This window comes from Marinobacter sp. (assembly GCF_014859525.1).
Classification (GTDB): domain Bacteria; phylum Pseudomonadota; class Gammaproteobacteria; order Pseudomonadales; family Oleiphilaceae; genus Marinobacter.
This window is the reverse complement of record NZ_JACUUB010000064.1, coordinates 1-15,731: the sequence shown is the minus strand read 5'-3', so window position 1 is coordinate 15,731 and position 15,731 is coordinate 1. Positions and strand designations below refer to the sequence as shown.

The 15,731-nt window shown below is 59.1% G+C and carries 10 protein-coding genes and 2 pseudogenes; 5 read left to right on the top strand and 7 right to left on the bottom strand.

The window, feature by feature from the left end:
• From IBX51_RS11900 to IBX51_RS11890, 3 genes are all read right to left on the bottom strand, one after another.
• A partial coding sequence (locus tag IBX51_RS11900; protein ID WP_291831476.1) for a hypothetical protein occupies positions 1–372 on the bottom strand: 372 nt, incomplete at its 3' end.
• An 82-nt stretch (positions 373–454) separates the two neighbouring features.
• Positions 455–670 carry a DUF3185 family protein gene (locus IBX51_RS11895; RefSeq protein ID WP_291831475.1) on the bottom strand — a complete coding sequence of 72 codons (216 nt, stop codon included), beginning with the start codon at positions 668–670 and terminating at the stop codon, positions 455–457.
• Complete coding sequence (locus tag IBX51_RS11890) at positions 660–821, bottom strand: hypothetical protein (RefSeq protein WP_291831473.1); 162 nt, start codon at positions 819–821, stop codon at positions 660–662. The genes IBX51_RS11895 and IBX51_RS11890 overlap by 11 nt, the downstream gene beginning before the upstream one ends.
• A 211-nt stretch (positions 822–1,032) precedes the next feature.
• Here IBX51_RS11890 and IBX51_RS11885 point away from each other — a divergent pair, with 211 nt between their 5' ends.
• Positions 1,033–9,624, top strand: coding sequence for a glucoamylase family protein (locus tag IBX51_RS11885; protein ID WP_291831472.1), 8,592 nt, complete (start codon positions 1,033–1,035; stop codon positions 9,622–9,624).
• Here IBX51_RS11885 and IBX51_RS11880 read toward each other — a convergent pair.
• Positions 9,621–10,727 (bottom strand): histone deacetylase, encoded by a 1,107-nt coding sequence (locus IBX51_RS11880; protein WP_291831470.1) that lies wholly within the window; start codon positions 10,725–10,727, stop codon positions 9,621–9,623. The two genes, IBX51_RS11885 and IBX51_RS11880, sit on opposite strands and share 4 nt — an antisense overlap.
• A 355-nt stretch (positions 10,728–11,082) precedes the next feature.
• Here IBX51_RS11880 and IBX51_RS11875 point away from each other — a divergent pair, with 355 nt between their 5' ends.
• Positions 11,083–11,631 carry a hypothetical protein gene (locus IBX51_RS11875; protein ID WP_291831469.1) on the top strand — a complete coding sequence of 183 codons (549 nt, stop codon included), beginning with the start codon at positions 11,083–11,085 and terminating at the stop codon, positions 11,629–11,631.
• 63 nt (positions 11,632–11,694) lie between these two features.
• Here the strand turns inward: IBX51_RS11875 and IBX51_RS11870 are convergent, their stop codons facing one another.
• The 3 genes from IBX51_RS11870 to IBX51_RS11860 form a co-directional block, all read right to left on the bottom strand.
• Positions 11,695–12,381 carry a matrixin family metalloprotease gene (locus IBX51_RS11870; protein ID WP_291831468.1) on the bottom strand — a complete coding sequence of 229 codons (687 nt, stop codon included), beginning with the start codon at positions 12,379–12,381 and terminating at the stop codon, positions 11,695–11,697.
• A gap of 424 nt (positions 12,382–12,805) precedes the next feature.
• Positions 12,806–13,258, bottom strand: a complete 453-nt coding sequence (locus IBX51_RS11865; RefSeq protein WP_291831467.1) for a PRC-barrel domain-containing protein — start codon at positions 13,256–13,258, stop codon at positions 12,806–12,808.
• Between the two features lie 459 nt (positions 13,259–13,717).
• Complete coding sequence (locus tag IBX51_RS11860; protein WP_291831466.1) at positions 13,718–14,011, bottom strand: YkgJ family cysteine cluster protein; 294 nt, start codon at positions 14,009–14,011, stop codon at positions 13,718–13,720.
• Between the two features lie 108 nt (positions 14,012–14,119).
• On the opposite strand from IBX51_RS11860, the pseudogene IBX51_RS11855 reads away from it, so the two are divergent.
• The 3 genes and pseudogenes from IBX51_RS11855 to IBX51_RS11845 all read left to right on the top strand — a co-directional run.
• Positions 14,120–14,473, top strand: a pseudogene (locus IBX51_RS11855) (acyl-CoA dehydrogenase family protein); the annotation flags it as partial.
• Between the two features lie 236 nt (positions 14,474–14,709).
• Positions 14,710–14,856: pseudogene (locus IBX51_RS11850) on the top strand (acyl-CoA dehydrogenase family protein); the annotation flags it as partial.
• A gap of 102 nt (positions 14,857–14,958) precedes the next feature.
• Positions 14,959–15,731: PAS domain-containing protein (locus tag IBX51_RS11845; RefSeq protein WP_291831465.1), on the top strand; the 773-nt coding region annotated here is incomplete at its 3' end.

Sequence of the window (15,731 nt, the reverse complement as noted above, 5' to 3'; positions counted from 1 at the left end):
CAAGCTGTTTACGCTCGCCCGACTCTCGCGAAAGGTGAGATCCCGTGTAATAAACCGCAACCGCCAAAACATCAGCACTGCAATAATCAAGTGGGCCAGTGCCACCGTCAGCATCGCGCCCGCCAGGTTGAACATTGGCAAGCTGGCCAGCACCATCACCACCGCCGCGCCGATGAACAACCAACCGCCCACCAGAAGCAGCGCCATGATCACCGTCAACGCAAGCATCGCCAGCACCGTGTGCCCGAACAACCGGACCTCCAGCACCAATAGCCGCACCAGATCGGCTGACATTGTCATCAGGATGGCGGTGATGTCCTGGGCCTCTTCATTTGCATCGGCTAGGTTTTGAGAAGGGTTTGTGTCGCTCATAGTGGTGCATCTCCATTGCTTAGAGCGTGTGAAAAGTACCAGCGCCAGTTCTGCATGCCGTCAGGCATTTCGGATTCCTGCGTTATCTGCCTGAGGACTTGCCGAACAGCAGCAGCCCAACACCCGCTACGGCCGCTGCCGCGCCAAGAATCAGAAACCAGATGGTGGAATCAGTAAATCGACCCGTAACGGCTTCCGTCACCTGATCCCCCAGGCTTTGGGACGACTGATAGGCAAAGAACAGCAGTATCGCGCCGACCACTAACAAGACCAACGCCAGAGTTCGATTAGTCGTCATTGATCTCTCCCAACACGGCGTCATCCTTGTCGCTCAGTTTGCCCTTTTCCCCTTGGTTCTTGACCTTTTCCTCTTCGGTCACCTTGTCGGTGTCTTCCCTGGATTTTCGGTTTTCTTCCTGTGAACTTCCTTTATCGGGATTGTTGTTCATAAGCTGATCTCCAGATGGCTATTCCTTGTTGATGCTGCCGGTCGCCCCGGACTCCGTCGGGCAACCGGCACGATGCCAAGTTAGTGCAAACCAGCGATCCGGTCGGTGCGGTATCTAACGTAGTGAGCGTTCGGTATCGCACAGACAGCTCCGGCTGGCGGCTTGAAAATCTCTGTTGTGTGCGGTTTAGCAAGGAGCAAACGCCATCAAAATGTTCAGGTTTTCGGCACGGACAAGGAAAGAGTTTCACCACGACCGGGATACCGAGCTACTGCGAGCGGAGCTGTTCAGCATTGAACAGCTCAAACGGCACGCGCTCACATTGTCAGATCGCCACCAAATCGACCCACACCCCGGGGCTGACCGGCTTCTGCCGCGACTGGCGGACAATGCAAAGGTACTGATGGCGGCTTATGATGTTGTCTCGGCAGCGGCGACGACGGGGCAACACATCGTACCCACTGAAGCCTGGCTGCTGGACAACTTCTATCTGATTGAGCAGCAGATCAGTCTGGCCCGTCGACACCTTCCTCGCGGCTACAGTCGGCAGTTACCTCGCCTGGCAGAGGGTCGCCTGGCCGGTTTCCCACGGATATACGAGCTGGCGCTGGAGCTGATCTCGCACATGGACGGCCGCGTCGACAACGACAACGTGACTCAGTTCATCGCCGCCTACCAGATGGCAGAACCCCTGAAGTTGGGCGAGCTGTGGGCCTTCCCCATCATGCTGCAGCTGGCGCTGCTGGAAAACCTGCGCCGCGTGGGCGTACGTATTGCTCAACGGCGCGAGGAGCGTGATGCGGCCATCCGGTGGGCGGACCGCATGCAGGACACCGCCGAAAGTGATCCAAAACTGTTGATTCAGCTGCTGGCCGAGTTTGCCCATGCCGATGTCCCCCTGACCGCGCCGTTTGTGGAGGAGTTCTATGATCGGCTCCAGGCTCAGGGGCCGGCCATGGCGTTTGTGCAAACCTGGGTTGAGCAGAAACTGCTCGAACAGGGGGTGACCGCCACCAACCTGTCGGAAGCCGCCGGCCGCACCGACGCCGCCAACCAGATTTCCATCGCTAACAGCATCGGTAGCCTGCGCTGTATCGGTGCCATGGACTGGAAGCACTATGTCGAATCGCTCAGTGTCGTCGAGAAAATCCTGCGCGAGGACCCATCGGGTACCCATACTCGTCAGGATTTCGCAACCCGCGACCACTACCGGCATGTGATTGAGGACGTCGCGCGGGGCAGCACGTGTGGCGAAATAGCGGTCGCCCGCGAAGCCATCGTGCTCGCCCAGGCGGCGGCGATCAAAGAGGGCCGGCATCACCGCAGCGCCCATGTCGGCTACTACCTGATCGATCGTGGCCGGCCTCTGCTGGAGAAGGCGGCCAGCTGCCGCCCGTCAGTGAAAACCCACGTCAAGCGGGCGTGTCGATCAGTCCGTCTGCCACTGTATCTTGGCCCGATCCTGCTCCTGACGTTGCTGACCACGGCAGGCGCGCTGCATCTGTTCAATAATTTCTCCGCATCCAACTGGCACTTCTGGTTTTTCGGAATCGTCGGCCTGGTTGGCCTCTCGGCGCTGGCCGTTGCCCTGGTCAATCTGATGGTCACGCTGTTGGTGCCACCGCGAACGTTGCCACGCATGGACTTTTCATCCGGCATTCCCGCGGAACACCGCAGCATGGCGATCGTACCGACCTTGCTGAGCAGTCGGCAGGACATCGATCATTTGCTCGAAGCTCTGGAAATACGCTATCTCGGTAATCGCGACCCCAACCTGTACTTTGCGCTACTGACGGATTTTCACGACGCCCCCGAAGAAACGATGCCGGGCGACGACGCCTTGCTCGCCCACGTGCGGTCCGGGATCGAGGCCCTCAATGAAACTTACCGCGACGATCGGCCCTGCGTCTTCTACCTCTTTCATCGTCCGCGCCTGTGGAATCCGCACGAGAAGGTCTGGATGGGCTATGAGCGCAAGCGCGGCAAGCTCGAGCAGTTCAACGCCCGGCTTCGGGGCGAGGCAGAAACGGCCTTCTCCGACATCGTGGGCGACCCGTCCCTGCTGGATTCGATCCAGTACGTCATCACTCTGGATACAGATACCCAGCTGCCGCGTGACGCGGCACAAGCCTTGGCTGGCAACCTGGCGCATCCGCTCAACCGGCCGGTCTACGACGAGGCCAGGGGCCGGATCGTCGACGGCTACGCCATCCTGCAACCCCGGGCCTCGATCAGCCTGATCAGTGCCGGCCAGTCGCGCTTTGCCAAACTGTTTGCCGGTGACGCAGGGCTAGACCCCTACACCCGCCAGGTGTCGGATGTCTACCAGGATGTCTTCGGCGAAGGCTCGTTCATTGGCAAGGGCATCTACGACGTCGACGCGTTTCGTCAGGCTGTGGACGGACGCTTTCCGGAGAATCTCATCCTCAGTCACGACCTGCTGGAAAGTGGTTATGCCCGTTCGGCGCTGGTGTCTGACGTCGACCTCATTGAGGAGCAGCCGGCCAGCATCGCCATCGAGTCCAGTCGCCGCCATCGCTGGATCCGCGGCGACTGGCAGCTCGCCGGCTGGTTAATGCCACGGGTGCCGGGGCCTGCCGGCGTGGACCACAACCTATCCGGGCGGCAGCCCAATCCACTGTCGGCGCTGTCGCTGTGGAAGATTTTCGACAATCTGCGGCGCAGCCTGGTGGCACCGGCGTTGCTCGCCCTGCTGGTGGCAGGATGGCTGGCCGCGCCATCGCCGATCTGGGGCTGGACGCTGGTGGTGATTACCGTGGTGTTCCTGCCGGTTCTGCTGTCGACCTTGATCGAACTGATTCGCAAGCCTGAACAGTGCGACTGGCTGGTCCACCTGCACCGAACCGGCACATCGGCGGGCCGTCCGATCACCCTGGCCTTCCTGGCCCTGGTGTTTCTACCCTACGACACAAGGATCAGTCTGGGGGCAATTTTTCGTTCGGGCGCGCGCATGCCGTTCACCCGCCGCGGTTTGTTGTTGTGGCAACTACCCGGTTACGCCTACCGCAACGCCAGGCAATCGCTGACGGATTATTTCCGGGAGATGTCGGTAGGCCCGGTGCTCGCCGTGGGGCTGACCGTGGCGCTGGTCTTGGTGGGCAGCCAATCGGCGGTGTGGCTTGTCGCGGCCCCTTTCCTCATACTGTGGTTGCTGGCGCCGGTTATCGGCTGGTGGATCAGCCGACCGTTGGTCGAACCCAGCCCGAATTTGAGCCTCGACCAACAGGTTTTTCTGCGGACATCGGCCCGTCGCACCTGGCGCTACTTCGCGGACTTCGTCGGCCCGGAGGACAACTGGCTGCCGCCCGATAACTTCCAGACCTACCCGGCCCCCGCCATCGCGTCGCGCACCTCACCCACCAACATCGGCATGTCGTTGCTGGCCGACCTGGCGGCGGTGGATTTCGGCTATCTCACGGTGGGCGAATGCCTGCACCGCATCACGAACACCCTCGCCACCATGGAGCAGCTGGAGCGCTACCGCGGCCATCTGTTCAACTGGTACGACACCCGAACGCTGCAACCACTGCACCCGCAATACGTGTCATCAGTGGACAGCGGCAACCTGGCCGGCAGCTTGCTGACACTGCAGGCGGGGTTGGCCGAGTTGAAAAGCCTGCCGGTGTTGTCAGTTAACGCATTACAGGGTCTGCAAGACACCCTGCAGGTGCTGGCTGAACAGCTTTCCGTCTTTCCCCACCCCGAGCGGACCGAAACCATCCGCGCACTGCAAGACACCCTGCGGGCACTCGCGCTGGAAGGACCGCCGCAGACGCTGGCGGCGGCCTTCAAAGTGCTGAACAAGATCGCCGACACCGGCGGCGCGCTGCTGGCGTCGTTGCCCGTCCATGGCGACACCGACGATGACCAGGTCTATTGGGCCAAGGCATTCGACCAGCAGGTGCACGCGCTTCGGGATGAACTCAGATTTCTGGTGCCCGTGTCCTGGCAAGGCAGTGGCCTGCCGACCCGGGAGGAGCTGGCCGGTGCACAGAGCCCGGGCGCTCAGGCACAACTCGATCTCATCGACGAGCTGATGGAGCGGTGCCGCACTCTGGCGGAGATGGATTTCGAGTTTCTCTACGATGTTGGCAGCGGCTTGCTGACCATCGGTTTCGACGTCGGTGAACGGCGCAGAGACCCCGCCTGCTACGATCTGCTGGCCTCAGAGGCGCGCCTGGCCAGTTTTCTGCTGATCGCTCAGGGCCAGTTGCCGCAAAAGCACTGGTTTGCACTCGGCCGACTGCTGACCAGTCATGGCGGCGCCGTCAGCCTGATATCCTGGAGTGGCTCGATGTTTGAATACCTGATGCCACAGTTAATCATGCCAAGCTACGCCAATACTCTGTTGGCGCAGACCTGCAAGGCCGCCGTCTCGCGTCAGATCGAATACGGCCGGCAACGGGCCGTGCCCTGGGGAATTTCCGAGTCCTGCTACAACGCCACGGACTTCGATCAGGTTTACCAGTACCGGGCATTCGGAGTGCCTGGTCTCGGTTTCAAGCGCGGTCTGGGCGACGACCTTGTGATCGCACCCTACGCCAGCGCACTGGCGCTGATGGTGATGCCACAGGAAGCCTGCCGCAATCTGCAGGCGCTGGCCGATCAGGGTTTTCTCGGCGCCTATGGCTTTTACGAAGCCATCGACTACACCCCGACCCGGGTACCCCGGGGCAAGCCGAACGCCATTGTTGAAACGTTCATGGCCCACCACCAGGGCATGAGCCTGCTGGCCTTCGCCCATGTCTTGCTGAACCAGCCGATGCAGCGGCGTTTCATGTCTGACCCCTTGGTAAGGGCGACCGAACTGCTTTTGCAGGAACGGGTGCCTAAGAAGGGTGACACCCTGCACCCACACGCAGCCGAAGTCAGCGCGGCCGCAAGGCCTCCCAGTGCGGAGGTCGGCGCAATCATGCGGGTGTTTACCGACCCCGACACACGACTGCCGGAAGTTCACCTGCTCTCCAACGGTCGCTATCATGTCATGGCGACCCATGCCGGTGGCGGCACCAGCCGCTGGCGCGATCTTGCCATTACCCGCTGGCGCGAGGACGCCACCTCCGATGGCTGGGGCACGTTCATCTATCTGCGCGACGGCGACACCGGAAATTACTGGTCCACAGCGCACCAGCCGACCTTACGCCCGGCCGATTACTACGAAGCGATTTTCGTGCAGGCACGCGCCGAATACCGCCGACGCGACCACGCCATCGAAGCCCACACCGAGATCAGCGTGTCTCCAGAAGACGACGTCGAGATCCGCCGGGTCACGCTCACCAATCAGTCATCGCGCACCCGCCACATTGAGGTGACGAGTTTTGCCGAAGTGGTGCTGGCGCCGCTGAACGCTGATCTGGCGCACCGCTCGTTCAGCAATCTGTTTGTCCAGACCGAGATCCTGCCCGACCAACAAGCGATCCTTTGCACCCGGCGCCCCCGCACGCCGGGTGAACAGGTGCCCTGGATGTTTCACCTGCTAGCCGCGCCGGGCTCGGTCGCCTGCCCGCCGACCTATGAAACGGATCGGGTCCGCTTCATCGGGCGCGGGCGAACCGTGGCCAATCCGGTGATGCTGGACAGAAAATCCGACGCATCAGCCCTGTCAAACACCCAGGGTGCGGTACTCGACCCGATCGTGGCCATTCGCAGTACCCTGACCTTGCCACCGGATGAATCGGCGAGCGTGCAGATTATCTCCGGCGTTGCGGATACCCGCGAAGCCGCCCTGGCGCTGATCGAAAAATACTGCGACCGTCACTTTGTCGAAAGGGCCTTCGAGATGGCCTGGTTTCAGAGCCAGGAAGTGCTGCGGCACCTCAACGCCACCGAAGCCGACGCCCAGATTTTTGGCCGTCTGGCCAGTTCGGTCATTTACGGCAACGCCCTGCGCCGCGCGGCACCCAGCATCATCGCCCGCAATCAGTTGGGTCAATCCGGGTTGTGGCGTTTTGCCATCTCGGGCGACCTGCCCATCGTACTGCTGCTGATCGGCGATGTAAGCCGCATCGATCTGGTCAAGCAGGTGATGCAGGCCCACGCCTACTGGCGCATGAAAGGCCTGGCCGCCGATCTGGTGATCATCAATGAGGGCTTTTCTGGCTATCGCGCGGAATTGCAGGACCTGATCATGGGCCTGGTCAATGCCGGGCCGGAGGCCCAGGTGATCGACAAACCTGGCGGCATCTTCGTGCGGCGCGCCGAAGAGCTGTCCGAAGACGAACGGGTGCTGCTGCAGACCGTTGCCCGCATCGTGTTCAGTGACACCGCCGACACCCTGATCGAACAGGTTGATCGCCGGGTGTCGCCGAAACGCGCCTCGGATCTGCTGGAGCCGTCGCAGCAGCCTGGCGCCGAACCGCCCGCGCCGCTGGCACCCCGTGAGCGAATATTCAGCAATGGACTGGGCGGTTTCACGCCCGACGGCCATGAATACGTCGTCACCCTGGAACCGGGACAAACCACCCCCGCACCCTGGGCCAACGTCATCGCCAGCCCGCACATCGGCACCGTCGTCAGCGAAAGCGGCAGCGCCTACACCTGGGTGGAGAATGCCCACGAATTTCGCCTGACGCCCTGGCACAACGACCCGGTCTCCGACAGCAGCGGCGAAGCACTCTACCTCCGTGATGAGGAATCCGGTGCCTTCTGGTCACCAACGCCGCTGCCTGCCCGTGGGCGCTCCGGCTACGTGTGCCGGCATGGATTTGGCTACAGTGTCTTTGAGCACCTGGAAGACGGCATCGCCTCGGAACTGTTCACCTACGTCGCCATGGATGCGCCGGTCAAGTTCGCGGTGATCAAACTGCGCAACCAGTCAAAGCGTACACGCAGCCTGTCGCTCACCGGCTACTGGGAGCTGGTGCTCGGTGAGTGGCGGCACGCCAACCTGATGCACATCGTGACCGAAGTCGATCCGCACACCGGCGCACTGTTCGCCCGCAATGCCTACGGTCGCGAATGCGCCAACCGGGTGGTGTTCGCCCAGGCCAGCGAACGCGAACAGTCGGTCAGCGGCAATCGCACCGAGTTCATAGGTCGCAACGGCGCCCTCGCCAACCCGGCGGCAATGCGCCGCAAGCGACTGTCAGGCAAGACCGGTGCCGGTCTCGACCCGTGCGCCGCGATCCAGACCCGGGTCGAACTCGACGCCGGTCAGGAACGTGAGATTGTCTTCATCTTCGGCGCCGCAGGTAACGCCGATGAGGCCAGGCACCTTATTCAGCAATTCGGAGGGCATGCCGGCGCACGGCAGGCACTCGAAGCCGTCTGGGAACACTGGAACCACACCCTGGGCGCGGTTAACGTCGACACGCCAGACGTGGCGCTCAACGTACTGGCCAACGGCTGGCTGGTTTACCAGACCCTGTCATGCCGGTTGTGGGGGCGCAGTGGCTATTACCAGTCCGGCGGTGCCTACGGTTTCCGCGACCAACTACAAGACACCATGGCACTGATCCACACCACGCCCTGGCTGGCCCGCCAGCAGCTAATCCGGCACGCCGGCCGCCAGTTTCTCAAGGGCGACGTACAGCACTGGTGGCATCCACCCAACGGTCAGGGCGTACGTACCCATTTTTCTGACGACTACCTGTGGCTACCGTACGCTACCTGCCGGTATGTGCGGGCGACCGGTGATAAAGCGGTGCTCGACGAACCGATTCACTTTCTGGAAGGACGCGAGCTGTATGCCGAAGAGGAGGCCTATTATGACCAGCCTCAACGCTCAGTCCAGGCCGCCAGCCTATACGAACATTGCGTGCGCGCCCTCCAATACGGCTTGCGCTTCGGCCCCCATCAGTTGCCATTGATGGGCTGTGGCGACTGGAACGACGGCATGAATCTTGTGGGCAAAGACGGCCGTGGCGAGAGCGTATGGCTGGCCTGGTTTCTGGTCGAGAACCTTGAGCTGTTTGCCGACCTGGCCCGCGACCGCAATGATCAGGAGTTTGCCACGTTGTGCGGCACCCAGGCGGCTCAACTGCGCAGTAACATTGAAGCCCAGGCCTGGGATGGCGGCTGGTACCGGCGCGCCTGGTTCGATGACGGCACCCCGCTGGGCTCCAGCAGTAATGACGAATGTCAGATCGATTCGATCAGCCAGAGCTGGTCGGTGATCTCGAAAAGCGGCGACGCACAGCGCAGCCACCAGGCGATGATGGCGGTAGACCAGCGTCTGGTGCGGCGCGACAAGCAGATTATCCAGCTGCTCGACCCACCCTTTGATACATCGGACCTGGAGCCCGGCTACATCAAAGGCTATATCCCCGGAGTGCGGGAAAACGGCGGGCAATACACCCACGCCGCGATCTGGACCACCATGGCATTTGCCATGCTGGGTGACACCGAACGGGCCTGGGAATTTTTCGCCATGCTCAATCCGGTTAACCATGGCAACACGCCCGACGCCATCGAACGCTACAAGGTTGAGCCCTACGTCATGTGCGCCGATATCTATGGCGTGTCGCCGCACATCGGCCGTGGCGGCTGGACCTGGTACACCGGCGCGGCTGGCTGGATGTACCGGTTGACCGTAGAAACCCTGCTGGGGCTACAACTGGAGGGAGACCACCTGCGAATCGAACCCTGCGTTCCGGCCGATTGGGAGAGCTACAAGATTCATTACCGCTTCCACAACACCGTCTACCACATCACCATAAGGCGCACTGGCGACGCTTCCGCGCAGGTAACCCGGCTGTCGGTGGACGGAAGTGTGCGCCCAGACGCCCGCATTCCGCTGATCGACGACTGCCAGGAGCACTTCGTCGAGGTAGAGCTGGGCTAACCCGTATTATCCGGATCGAAAGCCCCCTTATGAAACTCAACGGCCGCAGCCACTGCCTCAATACCATACACCTTTGGCTCTGGCGGCACGCTACCGGCCAGCACCTGAAGCACTGTGTGTACACCACGAGACAGAGATTCGGTGTTATAACCACCTTCTAAAACCATTACCAGTCGGCCATTGCAGTGCTTGTCGGCAATTTGCTGGACAATGCCAGTCATCGCCGCGAAGCCCTCATACGTAACGTTGAGTGCCAGATCGAACCAGTGGGCATCAAACCCCGCCGAAACCAGCACCAGATCTGGCTTGAAGTAGTCTGCTGCCGGCACCAGAATTTCACGCATGGCCTTCAGGTAAGCTTCATCGCCTGAACCACCGGGCATGGGCACGTTGATGGTGGTGCCCTCACCTCTGCCTGCACCGATGTCGGTTAAAGACCCGCTGCCTGGATAAAACGGGGAGGCGCGATGGATATCAAAGAAGACCGTATCCGGATCGGCCCAGAAGATATCCTGGGTACCGTTACCATGGTGCGCATCCCAGTCCACAATCAATACACGAGCGCAGCCCAGCACATCCCGCGCATGGGCTGCCGCAACCGCAATATTGTTGAACAGGCAAAATCCCCTCGCCCGCACTGGCTCGGCATGATGACCAGGCGGCCGCACCACTGCAAAAGCAGCTCCGGTGTGCCCCTCTATCACTGCTTCTACCGCAGCGATTGCGGTACCGGCCGCGACTTCCGCCGCTTCAACACTGCCAGGAGAAACCGCCGTAGTATCCACATCCAGCCAAGCACTTTTATTTCGAAGGGAAAAAATATCATCCAGGAAGGACCTGGTATGAACTCGGCTCAACTGATCCAGAGTTGCCACCTTACCGGGCTCGATCCGCACACCCGGAATCGGTTCCCGGGCCAGCAAATCCATGATGGCCGTCATCCGGCCCGGGTGTTCTGGATACTTCCACTGCACATTCAGCCCGGACAGTATCGCCCGAACCCGCTTGTCCAGGCGGCCAGGCAAAAACTCCATGTTGCTGTCCGGATAATGAGCCAGTACCCGCTCATCATAAAAAACTGTCACATCCCGCTGTTGCGCCAAAGCGTTGTCCTCCTTGATGCCGCCCTGGTCAATAAGACACGGCAAACCCGGTCAGATCATCTTGTCCGGGCTCTACTTGAAGCATAGCGTTATCGCACCAAATCACAACCAGAAGCCGGGCGCCAGACCTGTCGTCGTCGGCGTGCTTGCAAAGCTTACCGGGAGGCATGCCGCAACTGACTTCTGAACAGCCGCTTTCATTTTCTTATGTGCGATGACGAACAGACAGGCGATTGCCCGGGAAGCGATCCTGCAAGGGTGTGTTCGCGCTGGCTGAAAGCCTCGGTATTCGAAATGACACGGACCGCGCCAAATGTTCACGGCGCAATCAGGCAATGCAAGCAAGGAGCTTCATATGAACAGAGTCAACACAGCGGCACTTACTCTCTGTCTTCTCGGCGCACTGCCCATGGCAGCAACCGCACAATCCTCGAGTATCGGCCCAGTTGAAGGTGAACGGGAGTTCTCCCTGTCCGGAACAGGTAGTAACGACCGGGATTTTAATAGCGGTACCTTCGGCGTGACCGGCGATCTGGGCTGGTACCTGCAGGATAACGTGGTGGCCGGTATCCGGCAAAGCATCAATTACGCCGACATCGAAGGTGAAGGCGTCACCGATGATTTCTGGAATGGTTCAACCCGTGGATACGTCGGCTACCACTTTCTCGAAGATCGCGCACGGCCCTTCGTCGGTGCCAGTCTCGGCGGCATCTATGGCGACGGCGTCAAGGATAGTGCCTTTGCGGGCCTGGAAGCAGGTATAAAGTATTACGTTCGGTCAAAGACCTTTATCCTGGCGCGCGCTGAGTATCAGTTCCTGTTCAGCAGCACCAGTGATGCCACAGACGCATTTCAGGACGACGGAATCTGGGCTTACACCGTGGGTCTGGGCTACCACTTCTGATTGGCAGAAGAGCGATAAAAGAGCATAGGAGCTGCGGCGATAGAGTTCACTGAATCGCCGCCATCACTCAGGAATATCGGCCGCGGCCAGCGTGTTGCTGTTATCGGCGGCACGCCCGTACAGTAGCCGGACACCGCGCAAATCGCCGGGTTGCAGCTCGGGGAAGTCCTCGGTGTAACGGAACCCCATTAACTGCCCGGCTGGCCCTGGATGGTCCAGGCCGATAGCGTGGCCGATTTCATGAATCAGCGTATAGCGGATGTCGTAGACGTTTTTGTTGCCGTCGAATCCGACCTTCCACTTCTGATGAGGGTTCAAGCACACCAGCGACTGTTGAATGGCTCGCACTCCCTCTTTTGCCTCCGGGGCATAAGAGACATTAGCGAATGCCCACCTGTGCGGCTGGCCCTGTGCACCAATAACAATATCCGCATGCTGGGCATCGGCAACCCGGTGAAACGACAAGTCGGCCGCACGCTCCCAGACTTCAAACGCCGCAGCGGTCTCTCGCACCAGCATCTCGAAGGAAAGGTCCTCTCCGGCAAGCGCTCTCATCGGTGCCATCTCACCGCAATTACGGGCGTTATCAAACCGCAGTGTGTCATCAGCGAAGGCGTAACGGACGCTCGCACCAACGCCTAAGGTCTGCTCGCCCCATTTGACCTTATAGCCATCCAGCTCAAGCAAACGATACCCGCCTTCTGCATCTTCAGCAGATAACGAAAAGGCCGGTAGCAGCAAGCCCGCCATTAGTAACGCTCGAGTTAAAAAGTGTGCACCCATCACCGTTCGCAACGCGGTCTCCGAAAGGAGATAACTGAAAACACTGAAGCCTATCCAACAAACGCGCCATACAGACACATGGGGCTTCGGTACAGGACAACGAGCAGGTGCGCCACCGCACTGACATAGCCTTCGCATGCACCCAAACTGAGCGGGGTGTTCCTGCGATATCAAGACTCGAGTCGTATCGCTAAGCTACTGACAATCAGGAGGGGTGTCGATTGTAGATTTGTAAGAAGATGTGTCACTGAGAATGCTCATCCCAGTCAGTCAAATCTGAACACCGGGGGGGCGAGCGACCAACACAGAAACGGTAGAGACTTTCGCCTCTACCGTTTCTGTGTTCCAGTATTGTCTCAAGCCACTTCGATCAAAAGTGGGATGCTTGAAGTCAATCCTGCTTTTTGAACTCTGGAGCAGAGCTTAGTTCTTCACGGGTCGCGTCAATCCTCAGTTCCCGCTCATTCGCTGTGCCTGTTTGCGTTACGCTATCCCAAGAAATAGCGACGTCTTTCTCACCCATGCCCAGGAATCCACCGACACCAACCACAACCGCCACGACCTGACCATCCTTATTAACAATCAGGTCATTGACCGATCCGATGTTTTCCTTATCTGAGGTTCGGACATTAACGCCCATCAGTTCGCTCACCTGCCGCCCCTCTGCCGGAACAGCGCTGATGTATCTCTGAGTCTGCATGCCGGACTGAGCGGCATCCTGCTGATAGGTCTGAGCACCCAGCCGCTTTCCGTCCGCAGCTTTCTCAGCCATGACAGAACCGGCCCCCAAGGCAATTGTTGGGGTAACCAGAGCGTAAAAAGCCAATGAATGTAACTTTTTCATAAAAATCTCCTTCAAATCGAGTCTGTCCGTCGGACAAAATGTCCTTTTTATCGCTGCATCAAATCCACTCTCACCAGCATCATTACCGGTAAGAGAACTGAGCCACCACGATCTGTGGGACTCAGGATGTCCCTTCAAATTACGCTCAGCGAAGCAGGCGGTCTGTTCGCTGTCCCGCATAGGCGGGTCAGGATGAACCCGTATTTTTTACCCATAAATTATAATTTGCCCTACGCCCTTCCAACGCTGAGGGCACGCATTCAAGCTCAGGGCAGAGTTACGATTAATAACGACCCAGCCAAACAGCCCGGTGTTCCATACCCGCGGCCTGACCAAGAGCTATCAACAGGGCGAAATGCGGCAATTCAGACCGTGGGCGGCTGGGATTTTATCCGGGCCTGAGCCGTGAAGTGAATGCGATAGTGCTATAACTCTGCCCGTTCATTTAAGCAGAAGGTGCTATCGCAAGCCTTCTGCTCGTTCCTCACGGCACTCATAGGAACCCATTTCAAATTCCCGGCAAATCCAGGGGCGATTCTCGTAGATGGTGCACATGAAGGTGTCACGGTCTAAAGCCGAGCACCAACCGTCCTCCAGGCGCCGCATGGTTTCGCCGCCCCACTCATCGAATGCGATGTGCCGCTCAGGTACACCTGTGTCGGTAATAATCATCACTTCTAAACGACAGCAACAAGCCTGACAGGTTGAACAGGAAACTTCAGGACTGGATACATTCTTAACCGGGATCGTCATAGACATCTTCATCAAGCTTTTGGACCGCACAGTACGTTAATTGCGCCGGATTATGCTACCCCACTCCCCCCAATTGCTCCGATCGCCCGCGCTTGCAGTACCCACCCAGGCACCTGCCAATCCGTGCTCGACTATGTGGTGCCCTACTGCAACGACCGCACCGCCTTCGGCGAGCCCATCAGTCACCGCCAGGCTGTAGCTTTCATGATTGCAGACATCGCCATCGAACTGGAATCCATGCGCATGCTCACCTACCGCGCTGCCAGCCGTGCAGAACAAGGCAAGCCCTTTCAACGTGAAGCGCATTTAGCGCGTACTCTGGTTAAAGACAAAGCCATGAAAATCGGCACCGACGGTGTTCAATTGCTGGGCGGTCACGGCTTTACCCACGAGTACCCGGTAGAGCGCTGGTATCGGGATTTGCGTGTCATCGGTGTCGCCTTTGGCGGCCTGCACCTTTAACCAGAGAGAGAGCTATGAATATCGAGATTCCCAAAAAGTTCAAACCGCTGATCAACAACGCCTATCAGGTGGCCCGCAGCACCCTTCGACCGATCTCTCGCAAGTATGATCGTAGCGAGCACGAGTACCCCAAAGAGCTGGATATGCTCGCTTCAGTACTCGATGGTTTCAATGAAGGCGACCCCGCCAATTCCGCCGGTGCCGCGACCACCGGCAGCGGCAAGGTGCAGAACGACGGCAGCCTGGGCTACACCGAAGACGAACTGCTGGAAAAATGGGCCCGTGACTCAAAGATTCTGGATATCTTTGAAGGCACCCAGCAAATTCAGCAACTGGTCATTGCCCGAAGAGTACTGGGGCTGAGTTCAAAGGAACTGAAATAAACGCAAAACAGATTTCAGAATCGGCATTAAATGCCGGAATAAAGCTCAAGAGCCAGCTCCGGCTGCCGTTAAACAGGGACTGTCTTTAATTGGAGTTTCCTGATGTTTAATAGCCGGCTGAAAAATGAACTCGAAGCTCAACGTGTAGAGCTGGCGATGCTGCACCAACTGACGGAACAGATGGATCGAGGCATGCTGTCTATAAGGCTGAATTCCGAGTTCTGCATTTCTTCCGTGAACCAGGGCTTTGCCGATGTCCTCGGTTACCGACAGGAGCAGTTACTCGGCCGCCCCCTCTCAGAGATTGTTCCACCCTACGTCACCAAGCTGGCTTGTTTTCATAACTTTAACAAGGCGATCGCGGAGTTCGCACCCGTCAGCGACAATTACCGCTACTTAAGTGCCCGTGGCCCGCTGGTCTGGCTGAACGTGCATTGGTTTCCCGTACGGGGCGAAGACGGCAAGCTCGCTTACGTTCAGGGTTATGCCCGCGACGTCACGCAAACCATAGAGAGCGCAAAAGAAAGCGATGCCTTCATTGATGCGCTGATCCGCTCCACCGCAGTTATTCAATTTAACCTCGACGGCACTGTGATCACCGCGAATGATCAATTTTTACGAGCCATGGGCTACCGGCTGGAGCAACTCGTCGGCAAGCACCACCGTATGTTCTGTACACCGGACGAAGCCGCTTCACCCGAATACGCCGCTTTCTGGAGAACGCTAAACAGCGGGGAATACGTGGCAGACCGATTCAAGCGGATCGACAGTCGTGGTGCCGAGGTGTGGCTTGAGGCCACCTACAACCCGGTCTACGATGCCGAGGACAACCTCTGTAAGGTTGTGAAGTTTGCCAGCGTGGTCACGGATCAAGT

What these genes read in the sequence shown, in the direction of transcription:
- IBX51_RS11895 (WP_291831475.1), bottom strand. Translation starts at nt 670, where the DNA reads ATGACGACTAATCGAACTCTGGCGTTGGTCTTGTTAGTGGTCGGCGCG.
- IBX51_RS11890 (WP_291831473.1), bottom strand. Translation starts at nt 821, where the DNA reads ATGAACAACAATCCCGATAAAGGAAGTTCACAGGAAGAAAACCGAAAA.
- IBX51_RS11885 (WP_291831472.1), top strand. Translation starts at nt 1,033, where the DNA reads ATGTTCAGGTTTTCGGCACGGACAAGGAAAGAGTTTCACCACGACCGG.
- IBX51_RS11875 (WP_291831469.1), top strand. Translation starts at nt 11,083, where the DNA reads ATGAACAGAGTCAACACAGCGGCACTTACTCTCTGTCTTCTCGGCGCA.
- IBX51_RS11870 (WP_291831468.1), bottom strand. Translation starts at nt 12,381, where the DNA reads ATGGCGGGCTTGCTGCTACCGGCCTTTTCGTTATCTGCTGAAGATGCA.
- IBX51_RS11865 (WP_291831467.1), bottom strand. Translation starts at nt 13,258, where the DNA reads ATGAAAAAGTTACATTCATTGGCTTTTTACGCTCTGGTTACCCCAACA.
- IBX51_RS11860 (WP_291831466.1), bottom strand. Translation starts at nt 14,011, where the DNA reads ATGACGATCCCGGTTAAGAATGTATCCAGTCCTGAAGTTTCCTGTTCA.